Below are 19,620 nucleotides of genomic sequence, written 5' to 3'. Positions count from 1 at the left end.
GGAGCATCCACACCATGGACCTGTTTGACAACCTGGCGCTCGGCTTCGGCGTCGCCTTCACGTTTCAGAACCTCATCTATTGCTTCATCGGCTGCCTTTTGGGCACGCTGATCGGCGTGCTGCCGGGCATCGGCCCCGTGGCCACCATCGCCATGCTGCTGCCCGCCACCTACGCGCTGCCTCCCGTGGCCGCGCTGATCATGCTGGCCGGTATCTACTACGGCGCACAGTACGGTGGTTCCACCACCGCCATTCTGGTCAACCTGCCGGGCGAATCGTCCTCGGTGGTGACCGTGATCGACGGCTACCAGATGGCGCGCAAGGGCCGTGCGGGGCCGGCGCTTGCGGCGGCCGGGCTGGGTTCGTTCTTCGCCGGCTGCGTGGGTACGCTGATCCTGGCGGCCTTCGCGCCTCCGCTGACCGAAGTGGCCTTCAAGTTCGGCCCTGCCGAATACTTCTCGCTGATGGTGCTGGGCCTGATCGGCGCCGTGGTGCTGGCCTCGGGTTCGCTGCTCAAGGCCGTGGCCATGATCGTGCTGGGCCTGCTGATGGGCCTGGTGGGTACCGACGTGAACTCGGGCGTGGCCCGCTTCAGCTTCGACATCCCTGAGCTGACCGACGGTATCGGCTTCGTGACCATCGCCATGGGCGTGTTCGGTTACGGCGAAATCATCGCCAACCTCTCGCGTCCCGACGAAGACCGTGAGGTGTTCACCGCCGAGGTCCACGGCCTTTTCCCGACCAAGCAAGACTTCAAGCGCATGATCCCTGCTGTGCTGCGCGGTACGGCCCTTGGCTCCGCACTGGGTATTCTTCCAGGCGGCGGTGCATTGCTGTCGGCTTTTGCGGCCTATACGATCGAGAAGAAGACCAAGCTGCACCCCGGCGAAGTACCCTTCGGCCAGGGCAACATCCGCGGTGTGGCCGCGCCCGAGGCGGCCAACAATGCCGGTTCGCAGACCTCCTTCATCCCGCTGCTGACGCTGGGTATTCCCCCCAACGCCGTGATGGCGCTGATGGTCGGTGCCATGACCATCCACAACATCCAGCCTGGTCCCCAGGTGATGACGAGCAACCCCGAGCTGTTCTGGGGCCTGATCGCCTCGATGTGGATCGGCAATGCGATGCTGGTGATCCTGAACCTGCCGCTGATCGGCATCTGGATCAAGCTGCTGACGGTGCCCTACCGCTGGCTGTACCCCTCGATCGTGCTGTTCTGCGCAGTCGGCGTGTACTCGACCAACAACAACACCTGGGACATCTGGATGGTGGGCCTGTTCGGCCTGGTGGGCTACATCTTCCACAAGCTGGGCACCGAACCCGCGCCGCTGCTGCTGGGCTTCATCCTGGGCCCGATGATGGAAGAGAACCTGCGCCGTGCGCTGTTGCTGTCGCGTGGCGACTGGAGCGTGTTCGTCACGCGTCCGCTGTCGGCCGGCCTGCTGGCGGCGGCCGCCCTGCTGCTGGTGATCGTGCTGCTGCCTGCTGTGAAGAGCAAGCGCGAAGAAGCCTTCGTCGAGGACTGATTTTCCGGTGGGCCCCGGCCCCCTCCCATGCAACGGCGCCTTCGGGCGCCGTTGTTTTTTGGCGAGTCGGCGGTGCCGGGCCTGCGATGGTGCGGTACACAATGGCGTGCAACCTTCCCAGAGCCGCGCATGCCACCCCCCACCAGCCTTGCACAGCACCCGCACCGGACCCTGCTGCACAACGAGATCCATGCCCGCCCGCCCGAAGCCATGGCGGCGCCGCTGGCCATTGCCCACATCGTGATGCTGGCGGACACCGCCGGGCGCGAGGCCAGCCGGTCTCACGTGGCCGCGCTGTTGCGCAACCACCACCTGGCCTTGCCCGATGCGCACACCACCCACCTGCGCATGGACCTGGGGGCGTTTCGCATGCGCTGGGAAATGCACACGGAGTTCGTCACCTGGACCTTCATGGTGCCGGCGCAGGTCGATGCCTTCGGCGACCGCGACCCGGTGGGTGCCACCGAGGCTGTGCCGCAGGAATGGCTGGCGGCCCTGCCCGGTCAGTGCCTGTGCAGCCTGAACCTGTGGGTGCTGCCTACGCACACCTTCGGTTCGGGCTCGCTGGTCAAGCATGTGCTGCACGAGGACACGCTGGTCGCCTCCACCGTGGCCGATGGCCATGGCGAGGTGTACACCGACTTCGCCATCCATGCCGACGGCTTCTCGCGCATGGTGCTACTGGCCGGCGGCATGACGCCGCGCCGCCTGGGCCGGCTGGTGCAGCGCCTGCTGGAGATCGAGACCTACCGCATGGCCGCGCTGCTGGGCCTGCCCGCGGCACGCGAGGCCGCCAGCGTGCTGGCCTTTGCCGAGCGTGAGTTGGCCGAACTGGCCGACGCCATCCGCACGGCCAACCGCGACGCCGAGCCCGCACTGCTCGACCGCCTGACCCGGCTGGCCGGGCAGGTGGAAAGCCAGTACGCGGCCACGCACTCGCGGTTTTCGGCCAGCAGCGCCTACTTCGAGCTGCTGGACAAGCGCATACAGGACGTGGCCGAGTCGCGCCTGGCGGGCATGCAGACCATCCGCGAGTTCATGGACCGGCGCCTGACCCCCGCCCGCAGCACCTGCGAGTGGGCGGCCCGGCGCCAGGACGCGCTGTCGCAGCGCGTCTCGCGCATGAGCAACCTGCTGCGCACGCGCGTGGAGATCGAGCAGCAGCAAAGCAGCCAGGCCCTGCTGGCCACCATGAACCACCGCCAGGACCTGCAGCTGAAGATGCAGTCCACGGTGGAGGGCCTCTCGGTGGCGGCCATCACCTACTACATCGTCGGCCTGGTGAGCTACCTGGCCAAGGGCGCGCAGAAGCTCGGCTGGCCCCTGTCGGCCGAGACCACGGCGGCCGTGGCGATCCCGCTGGTGGCCGTGGGCGTGTGGTGGTCGCTGCGGCGGCTGCACCACCGGCTGTTCCGCAACCGCCACTGAGCGGCAGGCGCTGCACGGCCATCGCCGATGGCGGGGCCGCCCGCGCGCAGGCCCGATGGCGCCGTGCGGGATACCGTGCCAAACTCATAGGCATGCACACGATGCAGGAGGGGCCCACGGCGCCTGCCGTGCCATTGACCTCAGAAAGCATTGCTTGCCCAAGCCCCCACCGTCCCAGCCACCGCAGTCCGCTGCGCACGCCCAAGCCGCCAGCAGGCACATCGCACCGGGCCTGCTGCTGGCGCTGTTCGGTTCGATCGCCTTCAGCGGCAAGGCCATCATCGTCAAGCTGGCCTACCGCCACGGGGTGGATGCGGTCACGCTGATCATGTACCGCATGCTGTTCGCGCTGCCCATCTTTGCCGCCATGGGCTGGTGGGCCAGCCGGGGCAAGCCGCCGCTGTCGCGCAAGGACTGGCTGGGCATTGCCGGCTTGGGCATCACCGGCTACTACCTGGCCAGCTTTCTCGACTTTGCCGGACTGGCCCACATCAGTGCCAGCCTGGAGCGCCTGATCCTGTACCTCAACCCCACGCTGGTGATGATGCTCGGCTGGGTGCTGTACCGCCGGGGCATCCGCTGGGGCCAGGCCCTGGGCATGTTCGTGAGCTACTGCGGCGTGGTGCTGGTCTTCGGCCACGAGGCCAACCTGCAGGGCAGCAACGTCGCCCTGGGCGCGCTGCTGGTGTTCCTGAGTGCGGTGAGCTATGCCATCTACCTGGTCTACAGCGGCGAGATGGTCCAGCGCATCGGCTCGCTGCGGCTGGTGGGCCTGGCCACCACCGTGGCCTGCCTGTGCTGCCTGCTTCAGTTCGTGGTGCTGCGGCCGCTCTCGGCGGCCGTGGTCGCCCCCGAGGTGATCTGGCTGTCGGTGCTCAATGCCACGCTGTGCACGGCGGTGCCGGTGCTCATGGTGATGATGGCCATCGAGCGCATCGGCGCCGGCATGGCCGCGCAGATCGGCATGGTGGGGCCCTTGTCCACCATCCTCATGGGCATCTGGATCCTGGGGGAGCCCTTCACGGTGTGGGTGGCCTGCGGCACGGCGCTGGTGGTCGCGGGCATCTTCGTCTTCACCCGCCCGGCCCGCTAGGAGCGTGCGCGGGAGAAGGCATCGAAGCGAAACGCTCGAAAACCGAGGACCCCTGGGCGCCGGAGGTGATACTCGGCGAGACCGGTTTGTCGGGCGTTGCAGCCGTTGCTCCTTCTGTCGTGCACGCTCCTAGTCCGCCTGAGGGCCGGGGCAGTGCCCCGCTGTGGGCAGGGCCGTCCAAGTCCACTTATGATTTGGCGAAAGGGGGTGCGGTGTGCACTTCCCGATGAATCACGGAGTTGGACATGGATCTGGGTATTGCAGGCAAGTGGGCGTTGGTGTGTGGTGCGAGCAAGGGCCTGGGCTTCGGCTGCGCCCAGGCGCTGGTGAACGAGGGCGTGCACGTCGTCATCAATGCGCGCAATGCCGATGGGCTGGCTCAGGCAGCGTCGCGCCTGCAGGCGCAGGGTGCGGCCGGCAAGGTGCAGGTCCTGGCGGTGGCAGCCGACATCACCACGCCCGAGGGCCGCGCCGCCGTGCTGTCGGCGGCCGGTGGCCCCGGACAGGACTTCGACATCGTGGTCACGAATGCCGGCGGGCCGCCGCCGGGCGACTTCCGCACCTGGGACCGCGACGCCTGGATCAAGGCCGTGGATGCCAACATGCTGACCCCCATCGAACTCATCAAGGCCACGGTGGACGGCATGGCACAGCGCGGCTTTGGCCGCATCGTCAACATCACCTCCAGTGCCGTGAAGGCGCCCATCGACATCCTGGGCCTGTCCAATGGCGCGCGCAGCGGGCTCACGGGCTTCGTGGCCGGTGTCGCACGCAGCAAGCTGGCCGCAGGCGGCGTGACCATCAACAACCTGCTGCCGGGCAAGTTCGATACCGACCGGCTGGCCACCACCATCGGCACTGCGGCGGCCAAGTCCGGCACCAGCGTGGAAGAATTCCGCAAGCTGCAACAGGCCCAGATTCCGGCCGGTCGCTATGGCACGGCCGAAGAGTTCGGCGCCATCTGCGCCTTCCTGTGCAGCGTGCAGGCCGGCTACATGACGGGGCAGAACGTGCTGGCGGACGGGGGCGCCTACCAGGGCACGTTCTGAGGGCAGTCCGGCACGGGTGCCCTGTGCAGGGCCAGGCGACCCCTTGATCCATCAAGGGGCGTGGAAAGCGCAGTCCCCTGGGTGGTGCAGGAGGTGCCTTTCCGCGTGTTTTCCCGGTATCCAGTGGGGTTTGCAAAGGCACAATGGACTGACGGCCCTAACGAGGTCCGTTGTGTTTTGCGCACATTTTTCCCATACTTTGGGAAACTAGGACGAAAAAGTAAGGCCGGAGATCCCAACGCCATGAACCTGTCCCGTGTCCTGACAAGCCGATTCGCCGCGCTGGCCTTGCTGGCTGCGGGCGCGTGGGCGTGCGGCGGTGCTGCCTGGGCGCAGGCGGCCGGGACGGCGCCTGCCGCCAAGGCCTTGGCCCCCTACAAGCTGCGCATCGTGGGCGGCCTGGCCAGCATCAACCAGTACACACGGCAGGAAGAGCCCTTCTGGAGCAAGGACCTGGCGCGCCTGAGCGGCGGCAAGTTCGAGGCCGAGATCGTGCCCTTCGACCGCGCTGGCGTGCCCGGTGGCGAGATGCTGCGCCTGCTGCAGCTCGGCGTGGTGCCCTTCGGCACCACGCTCATGAGTTCCTTTTCGGCCCAGTACCCGGAGTACACGGCGCCCGACCTCGCGGGGCTCAACCCCGACATCGCCACGCTCAAGACCACCGTGGCCGCGTTTCGTCCCTATCTGGAAAAGGCCCTGCGCGACCAGCACGGGGTCGAGGCGCTGGCCATCTACGTCTACCCGGCCCAGGTGGTCTTCTGCAAGAAGCCCCTGCGCAACCTGGCCGACCTGTCGGGCCGGCGCATCCGCGTCTCCTCGTCCAGCCAGGCCGATTTCGTCGGGGCGCTGGGCGGCATTCCCGTGCTCACGGGCTTTGCGCAGATCGTGACCAGCCTGTCTGCGGGCAACACCGAGTGCGCCATCACCGGCACCATGTCGGGCAACACCCTGGGCCTGCACACCATGACCTCGCACCTGCACGCATTGCCGGTGACCTGGGGCCTGGCCGTGTTTGCCGCCAACCAGGCCGCCTGGGAGGCCCTGCCGCCCGATCTGCGGGCGCTGCTGCGCCGCGAGCTGCCCCGGCTGGAGGCCGCGATCTGGGAGGAAGCCGAGCGCGAGACCGCCGATGGCCTGGCCTGCAACCGCGGGGCCGCCAACTGCACCGGCGGGCGCAAGGGCAGCATGGTCGTCGTGCCGGTCTCGGAGCAGGACGAGAAGAGCCGCCGCGAGATACTGGCCTCCACGGTGCTGCCGCGCTGGGTGCAGCGCTGCGGCCCGCGCTGTGCGGATATCTGGAACCGAACCATCGGGCCCGTGCGCGGCCTGGCCGCGGCGCCTGGCAAATGAACCCATCCTCGCCAGCGCGCATCAAGATCTACGTCTCGGGGGCGGTTGCCTTCTTCCTCGCGTCGGTGGCCCTGGTAGCGGCCACGCTGGTCTGGAATGCGCGCCAGGTGGCGCTGGCCGACAGCGCCACGCAGGCCACGCGCTTCGTGGCCGGGGCCGAGGCGGCGCTCAACCGCTCGCTGCTGTCGGTGGACGTGCTGCTGGCCAGCATGGACGAGCTGCTGGGGCTGTCGGCCGCCATGGTGGAGTGGATCGACTCCGACAGCGCCAGCCAGCGCCTGCGCAGCTCGGCGCGCCAGAACCTCATGGTGCGCTATGTGGCCCTGGTCGACGCCCAGGGCAAGGTGATCGCATCCTCCGACGCCGCAGGCAGCCGGCTGGCGCTGGACCTGCCCTCCGGCTTTCTGGACGACGTGCTGCGCCAGCCGGTTTCCACCCTCATGGTCAGCCAGCCCGTGGTGAGCTTCGCCAGCGCCGAACGGGTGCTGTATTTTGCGCGCCACCTCAAGCTGGCCGACAGCTCGCGCGTGGTGGCTCTGGCCGAGCTGCCCGTCGCCTCGCTCAGCTCGGTGCTGGTGCAGGGCGTGGACATCAGCGGCCTGCAGGTCACGCTGGAGCGCGCGGGCGGGCAGATGCTGCTGAGCGTGCCTGGCCGCGAGGACGTCGTCACCCACACCCTGTCACCGCCGCTCGATACCCTGGACGACAGCGGTCCGAACTGGCGCGCCCCTGCACGCCTGAGCGGCGAGGTCGCGCTGGTGGTGTACCGCCCCATCCTGTACCAGGACCTGCGCATCTCGGCCAGCATTCCGCAGAGCGATGCCCTGGCGTCCTGGCGCACCGAGCGCAATGCCGTGGCCCTCACCGCGCTGGCCTTCCTGGCCATGATCCTGGCGGCAGGCGTTTTCGCGCTGCGCTACATCGACCGCATGGTGCAGGCCCGCCTGGCCATTGCCCAGAGCAAGGCGACGCTGGACCAGGCCCTCGAATCCATGGTCAGTGGTTTCGTGCTGCTCGACGGCGCGCAGCGCGTGGTGCAATGGAACCGGCGCTTCGAGGAGATCTTTCCCTGGCTCCAGCCCATCCTGGCGCCCCAGGTGCCGTTCCGCAAGGTGCTCGAAGAAAAGGCACGGCACCACCTGCCGCATGCCTCCGACTCGGAGCGTGCCCTGTGGATAGAGCACCGCCTGGCGCTGCAGCTGCAGCCCCAGGGGCCGCACGAGCAGTCCCTGCCCGATGGCCGCGTGATCCAGATCACCGAGCGGGTGACCCCGGAATCGGGGCTGGTCATCACCTACCACGACGTGACCGAGCTGCGCCAGGCCAGCGCCGAGATCGAGAGCCTGGCCTTCTTCGACCCCCTCACCAACCTGCCCAACAGGCGCCTGCTGATGGACCGCATGCAGCAGGCCACGGCCGCCAGTGTGCGCAGCGGCCAGCACGGCGCGCTGCTGTTCCTGGACCTGGACCACTTCAAGACGCTCAACGACACGCTGGGCCACGAGGTCGGTGACCTGCTGCTGCGCCAGGTGGCACAGCGCCTGAAGACCTGCGTGCGGCGCGAGGACACGGTGGCCCGCCTGGGCGGCGACGAATTCGTGGTGATGCTCAGCGACCTGTCGGAGCACAGCAGCGAGGCCGCCGCCTATGCGCGCCGGGTGGGCCAGAAGATCCTGCGCAAGCTCAACCAGCCCTACACGCTCGGGACCCACACCTACCACAGCACCCCCAGCATCGGCGCCACGCTGATGGGCGGTGCCATGCAGCCCTCGGTGGACCTGCTCAAGCAGGCCGACATCGCCATGTACCAGGTCAAGTCCCAGGGCCGCAATGCGCTGTGTTTCTTCGACCCGCAGATGCAGATCGCCATCAGCCAGCGCGCACAGCTCGAGAGCGACCTGCAGGCGGCCCTGACCGGGCGCCAGTTCGTGCTGCACTACCAGCCCCAGTTCCACCTGGACGGCCGCATCGTCGGGGCCGAGGCGCTGATCCGCTGGCACCACCCCGAGCGCGGCCTGATCGGGCCGGGCCACTTCATCGGCGTGGCCGAGGAGAGCGAGCTCATCGTGCCCATGGGCCACTGGGTGCTGCGCACGGCCTGCGAGCAGCTGGCCGCCTGGCAGGGCGATGCGCGCTACCGGCATGTGCAGCTGTCGGTCAACGTCAGTGCGCGGCAGTTCCGCCAGCGCGATTTCGTGGCCCGGGTGGTCGAGGTGCTGCGCGAGACCGGGGCCCGGCCGCACCTGCTCAAGCTTGAACTCACCGAGTCCCTGGTGCTCGACAACGTGGACGACACCATCGCCAAGATGGGCCTGCTCAAGACCAAGGGCGTGCGCTTCTCGGTGGACGATTTCGGCACCGGCTATTCCTCGCTGGCCTACCTCACACGCCTGCCGCTGGACCAGCTCAAGATCGACCAGTCCTTCGTGCGCAACCTGGGCGTCAAGCACACCGACGACGTGATCGTGCAGACCATCATCGGCATGGCGCGCAACCTCGAGCTCGATGTGATCGCCGAAGGCGTCGAGACCCAGGCGCAGAAGGACTTCCTGGCCTTGCACGGCTGCCAGTTCTTCCAGGGCTACCTGATGGGCCGCCCCGTGCCGGTGGCCGACCTCGAAAGCCTGCTGGGTGCCAACAGCACCGCGCTCACCGCTTGACCTCTGGCGGTGCCCAGGTTGTCAGCGCCGCGACGATACGACGATTCCACCGACGATCAGCGCGAAGGCCACGCCGTGGAACAGCTGCGGCGTGTCGCCCAGGAAGGCCGCCGACAGCAGGGCTGCGAACAGCGGCGTGAGGTTCACGAAGAAGCTCGCCAGCGCCGGCCCGGCACGCTGCACCCCCACGCCCCAGAAGCGGTAGGCCAGCACCGCAGGCCCCACGGCGATGAAGGCCAGCGCGGCAACCAGGGGCCAGCCCCATTCGATGTGCGTGCGCCCGCTGGCCCACTCCAGGCCCGCGAACGAGCCCGACCAGGCCAGGCCGAAGACCATCTGCGCCATCAGGAAGGCGGCCCAGTCGCCGCGGATGGTGGCCGGCTCGCGCGTGCCCGAGAGCATCCAGCTGTAGAACGCCCAGGAGATGGTGGCCAGCACCATGAACAGGTCGCCCAGCACCAGGCGCAGGGCCAGCAGCTGGCCCCACTCCCCACGGCTGAGCACCAGCAGCACCCCGCACATGGACAAAAACGCCCCCGCCACCTGGCGGCGCGTGACCGGCGCGCCGAAGAACAGCGCGCCCACGGCCAGCATCCAGACCGGCATGCTCGACCCGACCAGGGTGGCGTTGATGGGCGTGGACGTTTGCAGCGCCATGTACTGCAGCGCGTTGTACAGGCCCACGCCGAGCAGGCCCAGCAGCGCATAGCGGCGCCAGTGCGGCCACAGCGGGCTGTCCCGGCGCAGCACGCCATGCGCCAGCGGCAGCAAAATGAAAAAGGCCAGCACCCAGCGGATGAAGTTCAGGGTGAGGGGCGGGATCAGTTCGTGCACCAGGCGGCCGACCACGGCATTGCCGGCCCACAGCAGCGGCGGTACCACCAGCAGCGCCGCGGTGCCGGGCGAGAGTCTTTGCGTCATGCCGTGACTGTATCTGCCTGCGGCGGGCAAGACTTGCAGATTCATGGCAGGATGGCCGCCGTTTTGTCGCACACGCACAAGGAGACCGATCCCATGAGCCTCGCCGTCCAGATCCGCCAGCATGGCGGCCCCGAAGAACTCCACCTCGCCGATGTCACCGTGGGCGAGCCCGGCCCGGGCGAGATCCGCATCCGCCACCATGCCATCGGCCTGAACTACATCGACGTGTACCACCGCACGGGCCTGTACCCCCTGAACATGCCCGCCACCATCGGCATGGAAGCCGCCGGTGTCGTCGAGGCCGTGGGCGAGGGCGTCACGCACCTGAAGGTGGGCGACCGCGCCGCCTACGCCAGCCAGCCGCCCGGCAGCTACTGCGAGCAGCGCGTGATGCCTGCCAAGTGCGTGTGCAAGCTGCCCGATGCCATCAGCTTCGAAACCGGTGCCGCCATGATGCTCAAGGGCCTCACGGCGCAGTACCTGCTCAAGAAGACGCTGCCGGTACAGGGCCTCGTGGCCGGCGACCATGTGCTGTTCCACGCCGCCGCCGGCGGTGTGGGCCTGATCGCCAGCCAGTGGGCCCAGGCCCTGGGCCTGCAGCTCATCGGCACCGCCGGCACCGATGCCAAGTGCCAATTGGCGCTGGCCAATGGCGCGGCCCATGCCATCAACTACAACACCGAGGACTTTGCGGCGCGCGTCAAGGAGATCACCGGTGGCCAGGGCGTGAAGGTGGTGTACGACTCGGTGGGCAAGGACACCTGGGACAAGTCGCTCGAATGCCTGCGCCCCTTCGGCCTCATGGCCAGCTTCGGCAATGCCTCGGGCCCCGTGCCGCCGTTCGCTCCGGGCTCGCTCGGCGCCAAGGGCTCGCTGTACGTCACGCGCCAGACGCTGTTCACCCACATCGCCACCCGCGAGAGCACGCAGGCCATGGCCGACGACCTGTACGCGGTGGTGGCCAGCGGCCAGGTGAAGATCCACATCGACCAGCGCTACCCGCTGGCCGAGGTGCAGCAGGCACACCGCGACCTCGAAGGCCGCAAGACCACCGGTTGCACCATCCTCACGCTGTGAGCGCGCCCGCGCAGACCTTTGCCGGGTGGCTGGCGGCAGCCCGGGTTGCTGCCCGGCAACCGCCGGCACAGGCCCGGCTGCCGCTGCAGGTGGCAGGGCAGGTGGTGGGCTCGGTGGCCGACGGCGTGCTGGAGGCGGTGGCGCCGGCCCTGGAGGCCGGCCATCGCCTGCACAGGGCGGCAGACGGCTGGCACCTTGGCGTACCAGCCGGCCTGGCTACCGCAGGCCTCAATGCCATCGCCGCCGCGCTGCGCGCCCGGGGCCAGTGCGGCCCGTGGCGCAACGAGCAACTGGCGGTGCCCAACGCCCAGGGCGAGGTGATCGCCACGGTGGAGCGTGGCGCCGTGCGGGTGCTGGGCATTGCCACGCGCGCCGTGCACCTGGTGGGCCTGGCGCCCGACGGGCGCATGTGGGTGCAGCTGCGCTCGCGCAGCAAGCCCAACAACCCGGGCATGTGGGACACGCTGATGGGCGGCATGGTCGCGGCCGTGGATACGCTCGACCAGGCCCTCGCGCGCGAGACCTGGGAAGAAGCGGGCCTCGCTACGGCGGATCTGGCCGATGTCGCGCATGGCGGCCATGTGCTGTTCTCGCGCCCCAGCCGCGAGGGCGGCGGCATCGGCTACATGGTCGAGCGCATCGACTGGTTCCGCGCCACGGTTCCAGGGGGCATGGAGCCCGCCAACCAGGATGGCGAGGTGGAGCGCTTCGAACTGCTCGGCCTGGATGAAGTGCAGCGGCGGGTGGCCCGCAGCGAGTTCACGCAGGAGGCCGGGCTGGTGGTCGGCGCCTACCTCGATTCCACCACCGCTGGCGCGTAGCGTCTTACTCTGTCGTCACGGCGGCGCGCAGCCGGCTTGGCGCCAGCGCCCCGGCCGATTCCAGGATCGGGTAGGCCACCGAGCACAGCAGCGAGTTGATGCGCTTGAGCTCGCTGATCAGGTCGATGTGCAGCGAGCTGGTCTCGATGCTCTGCACCGTGTTGTCCGACAGGCGCACCAGGTGGGTCGCCGAGTAGGCGCGCTCCAGGTCGCGAAAGCGCGCTTTTTCCTCCAGCAGCTTCTGGGCGTCACGCACGTTGCCGTTGAGGAACACGCTCATCGCCAGGCGCAGGTTGTCCAGCAGGCGGGCGTGCAGTTCGTTGATCTCTTCCATGCCGGCCTCGGAGAAGTGGCGGCCTTTCTTGATCTTCTTGTCCTCGATGTCGATCAGCACGCGCTCGATGATGTCGCCGATCTGCTCCATGTTGATGGTGAAGCTGATGATGTCGGCCCAGCGCCGGCCTTCGCGCTCGTCCAGGGCCTCGCGCGAGATCTTGGTCAGGTAGTACTTGATGGCCGAGTACAGGCCGTCCACCTCGTCGTCGAGCTTGCGCAGGTCCTGCGCGAGCTTGAGGTCGTCGGTGCGGATCACGGTGTGCAGGCCGATCATCATGGACTCGACCACATCGGCCTGGTGCAGGGCCTCGCGTGCCGCACACGAAATGGCCAGCGACGGCGTGGCCAGGGCCGAAGGGTCCAGGTGCCGGGGGCGCGTGCCGGCCGACGAGGCCTGTGCATCGGGCGGCGGCAGCAGCCGCTGCACGGCACGTGCCACGGTTCCGGTCAGGCCGATGCAGACGATGCCCACCACCACGTTGAAGGCCAGGTGGAACAGCACCACCAGCGTGGCCGTGTCGGGGACATGCGGCCGCACGTGCTGCAGCCACAGGCCGGTGAGCGGCGTCATGATGGCCACGCCGATGACCTTGAAGAACAGGTTGCCCAGAGGCACCTGGCGCGTCTGCACATTCGCCTTCATGGTGGTCAGCACGGCCAGCAGGCCGCTGCCCAGGTTGGCGCCCAGTACCAGGCCCAGCGCCACATCCACCGGAATGCCGCCCGAGCCAGCCAACGTGGCCGTCAGCAGCACGGTGGCCAGGCTGGAGTAGGCCACCACTGCCAGCACGGCACCGGTGAAGATCTCCAGCAGCAGGTCGCTGGTCAGGGCACCCAGCAGCGTGCGCACCGTGGGCGACTGGGTCAGCACGGTGGTGGATTCCGTGATCAGGCGCAGCGCCAGCAGCATCAGCCCCAGCCCGATCAGCACCCGGCCCACGCGGCCGGCTGCCGTGTCCTTGCGCGTGATGAACAGCACCACGCCGACGAAGATGAACAGCGGGGACAGCCAGGACAGGTCCATGGAGAACACCACGGCCATCACGCTGGTACCTATGTCGGCCCCCAGCATCACGGCCAGGGCAGCGGGCAGGTTGACCAGCCCCTGGCCCACGAACGAGGACACGATGAGCGCAGTGGCGGTGCTCGACTGCACCAGCGCCGTGACCCCGATGCCCGACAGCACGGCGGTGATGCGTGTGCTGACGCTGTGGGCGATCAGCTGGCGCAGGTTGGCGCCGAACACGCGCAGGATGCCGGTGCGCACCAGGTGCGTACCCCAGATCAGCAGCGCGACGGCGGCCAGGAGATTCAGGAGATGCTTCATGAGTAAACGCTAACTTTTCTTATTTTTGACCTGCACTGTGAAGCACGTGCCATGCCCGCTGCGGCTGCCTTGGGGGCAGGCTGGTGTGGCCCGGAAACGGGCGCGGGAAAGGTTTGCGAGGCCGAAAGACCGGCACTGCAGCAAAAACGGCAGACCGCAAACCAGGGAAGCGCCCGCTTTAGTCACAAAACTGTCACATTGCGGACGCTCTAGCATACTCCTGAATCCATAGCACAGGAACCATGTCCATGACACGGCAAGGTGTGTTGCCCCAGCCGGGCTGGCAAGGGTGCGCGCTGCCCCCCGGTGCCGGGCCGCCTCAATCGATCAGTTGCCCGCCGTCGTGGAACGGATAGGGCCCCTCGTGCACGCCGCTGGCCACGGCATGGCTCACCAGGCGCCCCCCCTCGGGCAGGGCATGCAGGCCGAAGCCGGGCGGCTCCAGTGTCCAGGCCGAGGCTGCGTCGGGCGCCAGGTCCAGGCAGACCTGGTGGGCCGGCGAGGGCACGGTCATCGCAATGGAGCCGCCAAAGCGCACCTGGATGCTGCGGTGCAGGTGGCCGCAGACGATGCGCTCCACGTTCGGGTGGCGCGCCACCAAGGCTTCGAGCTCTGCCGCACCGCTCAGCAGCCCGATGGCGTCCATGTGGCCGATCAGCGTCTGGAACGGTGGGTGGTGCATGGCGATCACCACCGGGCGGTGGCGGTGTGCATCGAGCGCATCGGCCAGCCAGGCCAGGCGTTCGCGGCACAGGCTGCCCTCGCTGGCGCCGGGCACCACGGTGTCCAGCGCGATCAGGGTCAGGCCGCCGACGGGCACGCAGTACTGCACGAAGCCTTCGGCGCCCAGGTAGCCGTGCTCCGCAAAGCTCCGGCGCAACTGGGCGCGTTCGTCGTGGTTGCCGGGCAGCAGGTAGGTCGGCATGGCACCCAGCGGCGCCAGCAGCGCGCGCAGGTGCGCGTACTCGGCCGCGCGGCCGAAGTCGGTCAGGTCGCCGGTGATCACCAGCGCATCGGGGCGCTGCGGCAGGCGCAGGATGGCCTGTACCGCCTGCGCGAGGTAGGGCGCGGTGTCGATGCGCCCATAGGCCAGGCGCCCGGGCTCGCGGATGTGCAGGTCGGACAGTTGCAGCAGCAAGGTGGTCATGGGAATGCGTGGAAGGGGGTCAGGAAGCCCCATGGCTGGGCATGAGGTGCTCGGGGCGGATGCGGATCGCTACCTGCTGGCCCTGGCGGGCCGGGTGGTCGCGGGCCACCTCGGCCTGCAGCGGGGGCTGGCCGGCCAGCGCCAGGGTGAGCTGCACGCGCTCACCCAGGAAGCTGCGGCGCGTGACCTCGGCACGGCCCCAGCCGTCGCCGCCAGCGGGGTCCACCTGCACCTCGATGTCCTCGGGCCGCACCAGCAGCACGGTGTCGGCGGCGCAGGCCGCGGGGCTGAGCAGCTCGATGCCGCCCAGCGGCAGCACCTGGCGGGCTCGCGCAGACTCGTCGCGCTGCAGCCGGTTCACCCGCCCCAGGAAGGCGGCCACGAAGGGGTGGGCCGGCGTGCGGTACAGTGTCTCGCCATCGCCCACCTGCACGATGCGGCCGGCCTGCATCACCGCCAGGCGGTCGGCAATCGCCAGCGCTTCCTGCTGGTCGTGCGTGACGTGGATGGCGGTGATGTGCAGGCGGCGCAGCAGCTCGGCCAGTTCGTCGCGCAGCGACTCCTTGAGCTTGGCATCGAGCGCGGTCAGCGGTTCGTCGAGCAGCAGCACGCGCGGGCGCACGGCCACGGCGCGCGCCAGGGCCACGCGCTGGCGCTGGCCGCCCGAAAGCTCGGCCGGGCGCTTTTTTTCCAGCCCGTTCAGGCGCACCAGGTCCACCAGCTCGCCCACCACGCGGCGCTCTTGGGCGGCATCGGTGCCGCGGATGCGCAGGCCGTAGCCGATGTTGGCCGCCACCGTCATCTGCGGGAACAGCGCGTAGTGCTGGAACACCATGCCGATGCCGCGCCGCTCGATCGGCAGCTGCGTCACGTCCGCACCGCCAAAGGCGATGCGGCTGCCTGCGTCAGGCGACTCCAGCCCTGCGATCAGGCGCAGCAGCGTGGTCTTGCCGCATCCCGAGGGGCCCAGCAGCGCCAGCACTTCGCCAGGCTCCACCGTGAGGTCGGTGGGTTGCAGGCCGCGCGTGCCGTCGGCATAGGTTTTGGCGCACTGGACCACGTCCACGCGGGTGCGTTCAAGTTCCATGGTGTTTCTCGATGAAGGTGCCGACGGCCTGCAGGCCCCACAGCACGGGCAGGATGACGATCAGGAAGACCAGGGTGTAGGCCGAACCGATCTCGATGCGCATGGACGCATAGCTGTCGGCCAGGCCCACGGGAAGGGTGCGCGTGAGCGGGGTGTGCAGCATCCAGGTCAGGTTGAACTCGCCCACCGAGAGCGTGAACACCATCAGGCTGCCTGCCACGATGGCTGGCAGCACGGCCGGTACCAGCACGCCCAGGAAGCGCTGTGCGAAGCTGGCGCCCAGCGAGCGCGCGGCTTCTTCGAGCGAGCGCAGCTCGTTCCTCTGGAAGGCCGAGCCCACGGTGCGCACCATGAAGGGCAGCGTGAACACCATGTGCCCGACGAGGATGAAGGCGAAGCCCTGGCGAAAGCCCTTGAGCGTGCCGTAGGCCAGGATCAGCGCCAGCGCGGTGGCCAGCCCCGGCACGGCCACGGGCAGGGTCAGCAGTTCCTCGAACAGGCGCGCCCAGCGCGAGCGGCTGCGTGCCAGCGCATAGGCGCAGGGCACGCCGATGAGCAGGTTGCCCGCCACGCACAGCAGCGCCAGCAGCAGCGATGCGCCCACCGTGCCGCCGTAGTTCTCCCACACCTCACCGAGCCAGCGCAGCGTGAGCCCGCTTTTGAGGCCCATGCTGTAGTTGTTCACCAGCCCGGCCAGGACGGACAGGGCGATGGGGGCGAGCATGAACACGGCCACCAGGGCCGTGAGTGCCACCAGGGACCAGGGGGCTTGTCGTGCGTTTCTCATGGTCGATGCTTCAGAAGGCCGGGGTGCCGGAGGCGCGGCGTGCCGCCCACAGCACCAGCCAGGTGATCAGCCCCAGCGTGATCGACAGGCTGGCCGCCAGCGCGAAGTTGGCGTAGTTGGTGAACTCGTTGTAGATGGTGATGGGCAGCACCTCGAACTTGCTGGCCAGCGTGAAGGCCGTGCCGAAGGCGCCCATGGCGGTGGCGAAGACGATGGCCCCGCAGGCCAGCGTGGTGGCGGCCAGCTCGGGCAGCCACACGTCGCGCGCCACACGCCAGCGCGAAGCACCGAGCGACCGGGCGGCCTCTTCCAGGGCGGCGTCCATGGCACCCGCCGCCGCGGTGTAGGTGGCAATCGCGCGCGGCAGCGAGAAATACAGGTAGGCCAGGAACAGGCCTGCCAGGCCGTAGGCGAAGGTGATGCGGCCCAGGCCCAGCGCGTCCGTCAGGTCCGCCACCAGCCCCTGGCGGCCGCCCAGCAAAATCATGAAGAAGCCCACGATCACCCCGGGGAAGGACAGCGGCAGTGTGAGCAGCGACAGCAGCAGCTGCCGCCCGCGAAAGCGCTGGCGCGCCAGCGTGATGCCCACCAGGGCACCCAGCAGCAGCGTGGCCAGCGTCACGGCCAGCGACAGGCCCAGCGTCTGCAGCAGGCTCTGCAGGTAGCGGGCATTGGTGAGCACGGCGAAGTAGCTGGCCCAGCCCTTGCCGGCCGGCAGGGCCAGCAGCAGGGCCACGGGCAGCAGCCAGAAGGCGGCGAAGAAGGCCACGGCCGGCGCGGCGCAGGCCAGCAGCAGCGTGCGCGAGGGAGCGAAGCCGTGGCGCATCAGGATCACTTCACTTCTGCAAGGTAGCGGTCCGAGAACGCCTTCTGCACCGCGGCCATGCGGCGGTAGTCCACCGTCTTGGCGCGGGCGTACTCGCTGGCGGGCAGGAAGCGCGCCTGCACCTCCTTGGGCATGGCGCTGGCGCGCACCGGGCGCAGGTAGGCATTGGCCCACAGGGCCTGGCCTTCGTCGGACAGCACGAAGTCCAGCACCTTCTTGCCCTCGGCCGCGTGGGGTGCGCCAGCCACCAGGCCCATCACGTAGGGCACCACCAGCGTGCCTTCGGCGGGGATCACGAACTGCACATTGGCCTTGTCCTTGTACTTTGCGCGGTAGGCATTGAAATCGTAGTCCAGCAGGATCGCGATTTCACCCGAGAGCACGCGCGCGTACGAGGTCTGCTTGGGCACGATGGGCTCGTTCTTCTGCAGCGCCTTGAAGTAGTCGATGCCGGGGCCGAAGTTCTCCAGCGTGCCGCCGCGCGCCTGGTTCGCGGCCACGGCCCCCACATAGCCCACGAACGCCGAGGCCGGGTCCAGGTAGCCGATGAGGCCCTTGTAGTCGGGCTTGAGCAGGTCTGCCCAGGACTGCGGCACAGGCTTGCCCTTGAGCGCATCCACGTTGACCATGAAGCCGAGCGTGCCCGAGTGGATGGTGAACCAGTGGCCGGCCGGGTCCTTGAGGCCCTCGGGAATGTCCTTCCACGCCGCAGGCGGCTGGTAGGTGGTGACGAGGCCGTCCTTTTGCGCCTGGATGGCGAAGGTCACACCCAGGTAGGTCACGTCGGCCACGGGACTGGCCTTCTCGGCCGCCAGCTGCGCCAGCGACTGGCCCGAGTTCTTGTTGTCCGGCGGCACAGTGATGCCCGTTTTCGCCTTGATGGCCCTGATCTGGCTGCCCCAGTCGGCCCATTCGGGCGGGCAGTTGTAGCAGATGGCCGTCTGCGCCATGGCCGTGCCGCAAGCGGCCAGGCCAAGGGCGAGCGCGGCGGCGCGCATGAAGTGGGTAAGCGTGTGCTTCATCGAAGACTCCTGTGGAACGTGGGGTGGCGGGGAAGTGGGATCAGGAAATGGGATCGACCGGCGCTGCGCAGGACTCGCCGGTGCGAAAGTGGTGGGCCAGGGTCAGCCCGGCGTCGGGCGCCAGCGGCGTGCCGCTGGCCATGGCCTGCACCAGCAACTGCACGCTGCAGCGGCCGATGTCGGCGTTGGGCTGGGCCACGGTGCTCAGCATGGGCGTGAGGTCTTCGCCGAGGGCGATGCCATCGAAGCCCGCCACGCTCAGCTCGCGCGGCACGGCCAGGCCCGCCAGGTGGGCGGCACGGATGCTGCGGATCGCCAGCAGGTCGTTGGAGCAGACCAGGGCCGTGGGGCGGTCCGGTGCCTGCAGCCGGGCCGTCACGTCCTGCACGGCGGTCTCGATGAAGGGCACTTCGAGCACCGGCCCCTCGGCCAGGCCCGCCGCCGCCATGCCGCGCTGAAAGCCCCGGCAGCGCTGCTGCGCCCGGTCCGACGCCGCGAGCTGGCCGCTGACCATGGCGATGCGCCGGTGCCCGAGCGACGCCAGGTGCGCCACCAGCTCGGCCACGGCCTGTTCGCTGTCCACCGAGACGCAGGGGTGGTCCGGGTGGCGGTTGTAGGCCAGCACATAGGGCAGGCCGGCTTCGGCCAGGCGTTGCAATGCACTGGAGGTGGCGGGGTTGGAGACCACGAGGATCATGCCGTCCACGTTGCCGGCCAGCAGCAGGTGCACGGCGCGGTCTTCCTGCGCGATCTGGTAGTCGGTGGCAAATGGCAGGATGGCATAGCCGCCCGCAACGGCCGCCTGGGCGATGCCCTGCAGGCACTCGGCGAACACCGGGTTGAGCAGGGTCGGCAGCACCACGCCGATCACGCGGCTGCGCTGGGTGCGCAGGGTGCGCGCGCTGGCGTTGGGCAGGTAGCCCAGGGCCTGGGCGACCTGCTCCACATGCTCGCGCGTGGCCGGTGTCACCTTGCCGGGCAGGTTGAAGACCCGCGACACGGTGGCGACCGACACGCCCGCCTGGCGGGCCACGTCCTGGATGCTCATGGAACCTCGTTGCAATGTAAACGTTTACATTGGAGCGAAGCCGTGTGACGCCCGTGTGACCGGGGCGGCGCGCGCGGGCCATGAAGAACGGCCCGCGAGGGGCCGTTCAGGAATG

Annotated in this window: 16 protein-coding genes; 8 read left to right on the top strand and 8 right to left on the bottom strand. The window is 68.9% G+C overall.

Annotated features, from left to right (window positions below; translation table 11 throughout):
* The first annotated feature begins 14 nt into the window (after positions 1–14).
* From U5N23_RS32370 to U5N23_RS32345, 6 genes are all read left to right on the top strand, one after another.
* Positions 15–1,526 (top strand): tripartite tricarboxylate transporter permease, encoded by a 1,512-nt coding sequence (locus tag U5N23_RS32370; RefSeq protein ID WP_322596764.1) that lies wholly within the window; start codon positions 15–17, stop codon positions 1,524–1,526.
* A gap of 129 nt (positions 1,527–1,655) precedes the next feature.
* Entirely contained in the window at positions 1,656–2,954 is a 1,299-nt protein-coding gene (locus U5N23_RS32365) for a DUF3422 domain-containing protein (protein ID WP_322596763.1), read from the top strand.
* Positions 2,955–3,174: 220 nt separating this feature from the next.
* Positions 3,175–4,047, top strand: coding sequence for a DMT family transporter (locus tag U5N23_RS32360; RefSeq protein WP_322596887.1), 873 nt, complete (start codon positions 3,175–3,177; stop codon positions 4,045–4,047).
* Between the two features lie 245 nt (positions 4,048–4,292).
* Positions 4,293–5,096 carry an SDR family oxidoreductase gene (locus U5N23_RS32355; RefSeq protein ID WP_322596762.1) on the top strand — a complete coding sequence of 268 codons (804 nt, stop codon included), beginning with the start codon at positions 4,293–4,295 and terminating at the stop codon, positions 5,094–5,096.
* 243 nt (positions 5,097–5,339) lie between these two features.
* Entirely contained in the window at positions 5,340–6,446 is a 1,107-nt protein-coding gene (locus U5N23_RS32350; RefSeq protein ID WP_322596761.1) for a TRAP transporter substrate-binding protein, read from the top strand.
* Positions 6,443–9,106 (top strand): EAL domain-containing protein, encoded by a 2,664-nt coding sequence (locus tag U5N23_RS32345; protein ID WP_322596760.1) that lies wholly within the window; start codon positions 6,443–6,445, stop codon positions 9,104–9,106. Before U5N23_RS32350 ends, U5N23_RS32345 begins: the two co-directional genes overlap by 4 nt.
* A 21-nt stretch (positions 9,107–9,127) precedes the next feature.
* Here U5N23_RS32345 and U5N23_RS32340 read toward each other — a convergent pair whose 3' ends face one another.
* Positions 9,128–10,027 carry a DMT family transporter gene (locus U5N23_RS32340; protein ID WP_322596759.1) on the bottom strand — a complete coding sequence of 300 codons (900 nt, stop codon included), beginning with the start codon at positions 10,025–10,027 and terminating at the stop codon, positions 9,128–9,130.
* Positions 10,028–10,120: 93 nt separating this feature from the next.
* Between U5N23_RS32340 and U5N23_RS32335 the strand changes: the two genes are divergently transcribed.
* Both U5N23_RS32335 and U5N23_RS32330 read left to right on the top strand, forming a co-directional pair.
* Positions 10,121–11,104, top strand: a complete 984-nt coding sequence (locus tag U5N23_RS32335) for a quinone oxidoreductase (RefSeq protein WP_322596758.1) — start codon at positions 10,121–10,123, stop codon at positions 11,102–11,104.
* Positions 11,101–11,925: an NUDIX hydrolase gene (locus U5N23_RS32330; protein ID WP_322596757.1), complete on the top strand. Its 825-nt coding sequence runs from the start codon at positions 11,101–11,103 to the stop codon at positions 11,923–11,925. The genes U5N23_RS32335 and U5N23_RS32330 overlap by 4 nt, the downstream gene beginning before the upstream one ends.
* A gap of 4 nt (positions 11,926–11,929) precedes the next feature.
* Here the strand turns inward: U5N23_RS32330 and U5N23_RS32325 are convergent, their stop codons facing one another.
* The 7 genes from U5N23_RS32325 to U5N23_RS32295 form a co-directional block, all read right to left on the bottom strand.
* Positions 11,930–13,588 (bottom strand): Na/Pi cotransporter family protein, encoded by a 1,659-nt coding sequence (locus tag U5N23_RS32325; RefSeq protein WP_322596756.1) that lies wholly within the window; start codon positions 13,586–13,588, stop codon positions 11,930–11,932.
* A gap of 319 nt (positions 13,589–13,907) precedes the next feature.
* Positions 13,908–14,735, bottom strand: coding sequence for a phosphodiesterase (locus tag U5N23_RS32320; protein ID WP_322596755.1), 828 nt, complete (start codon positions 14,733–14,735; stop codon positions 13,908–13,910).
* A 19-nt stretch (positions 14,736–14,754) separates the two neighbouring features.
* Positions 14,755–15,822, bottom strand: coding sequence for an ABC transporter ATP-binding protein (locus U5N23_RS32315; RefSeq protein ID WP_322596754.1), 1,068 nt, complete (start codon positions 15,820–15,822; stop codon positions 14,755–14,757).
* Positions 15,812–16,609 (bottom strand): ABC transporter permease, encoded by a 798-nt coding sequence (locus U5N23_RS32310; RefSeq protein ID WP_322596753.1) that lies wholly within the window; start codon positions 16,607–16,609, stop codon positions 15,812–15,814. Before U5N23_RS32310 ends, U5N23_RS32315 begins: the two co-directional genes overlap by 11 nt.
* A 10-nt stretch (positions 16,610–16,619) precedes the next feature.
* Positions 16,620–17,435 (bottom strand): ABC transporter permease subunit, encoded by an 816-nt coding sequence (locus tag U5N23_RS32305; protein ID WP_322596752.1) that lies wholly within the window; start codon positions 17,433–17,435, stop codon positions 16,620–16,622.
* A gap of 5 nt (positions 17,436–17,440) precedes the next feature.
* Positions 17,441–18,457 carry an ABC transporter substrate-binding protein gene (locus U5N23_RS32300; protein WP_416208708.1) on the bottom strand — a complete coding sequence of 339 codons (1,017 nt, stop codon included), beginning with the start codon at positions 18,455–18,457 and terminating at the stop codon, positions 17,441–17,443.
* Positions 18,458–18,497: 40 nt separating this feature from the next.
* Entirely contained in the window at positions 18,498–19,505 is a 1,008-nt protein-coding gene (locus tag U5N23_RS32295) for a LacI family DNA-binding transcriptional regulator (protein WP_322596751.1), read from the bottom strand.
* Positions 19,506–19,620: the final 115 nt, after the last annotated feature.

The sequence above is a fragment of the Acidovorax sp. genome, from assembly GCF_034519795.1.
Taxonomy (GTDB): Bacteria; Pseudomonadota; Gammaproteobacteria; order Burkholderiales; family Burkholderiaceae_C; genus Acidovorax.
This window is presented reverse-complemented; position numbering and strand designations above follow the sequence as displayed.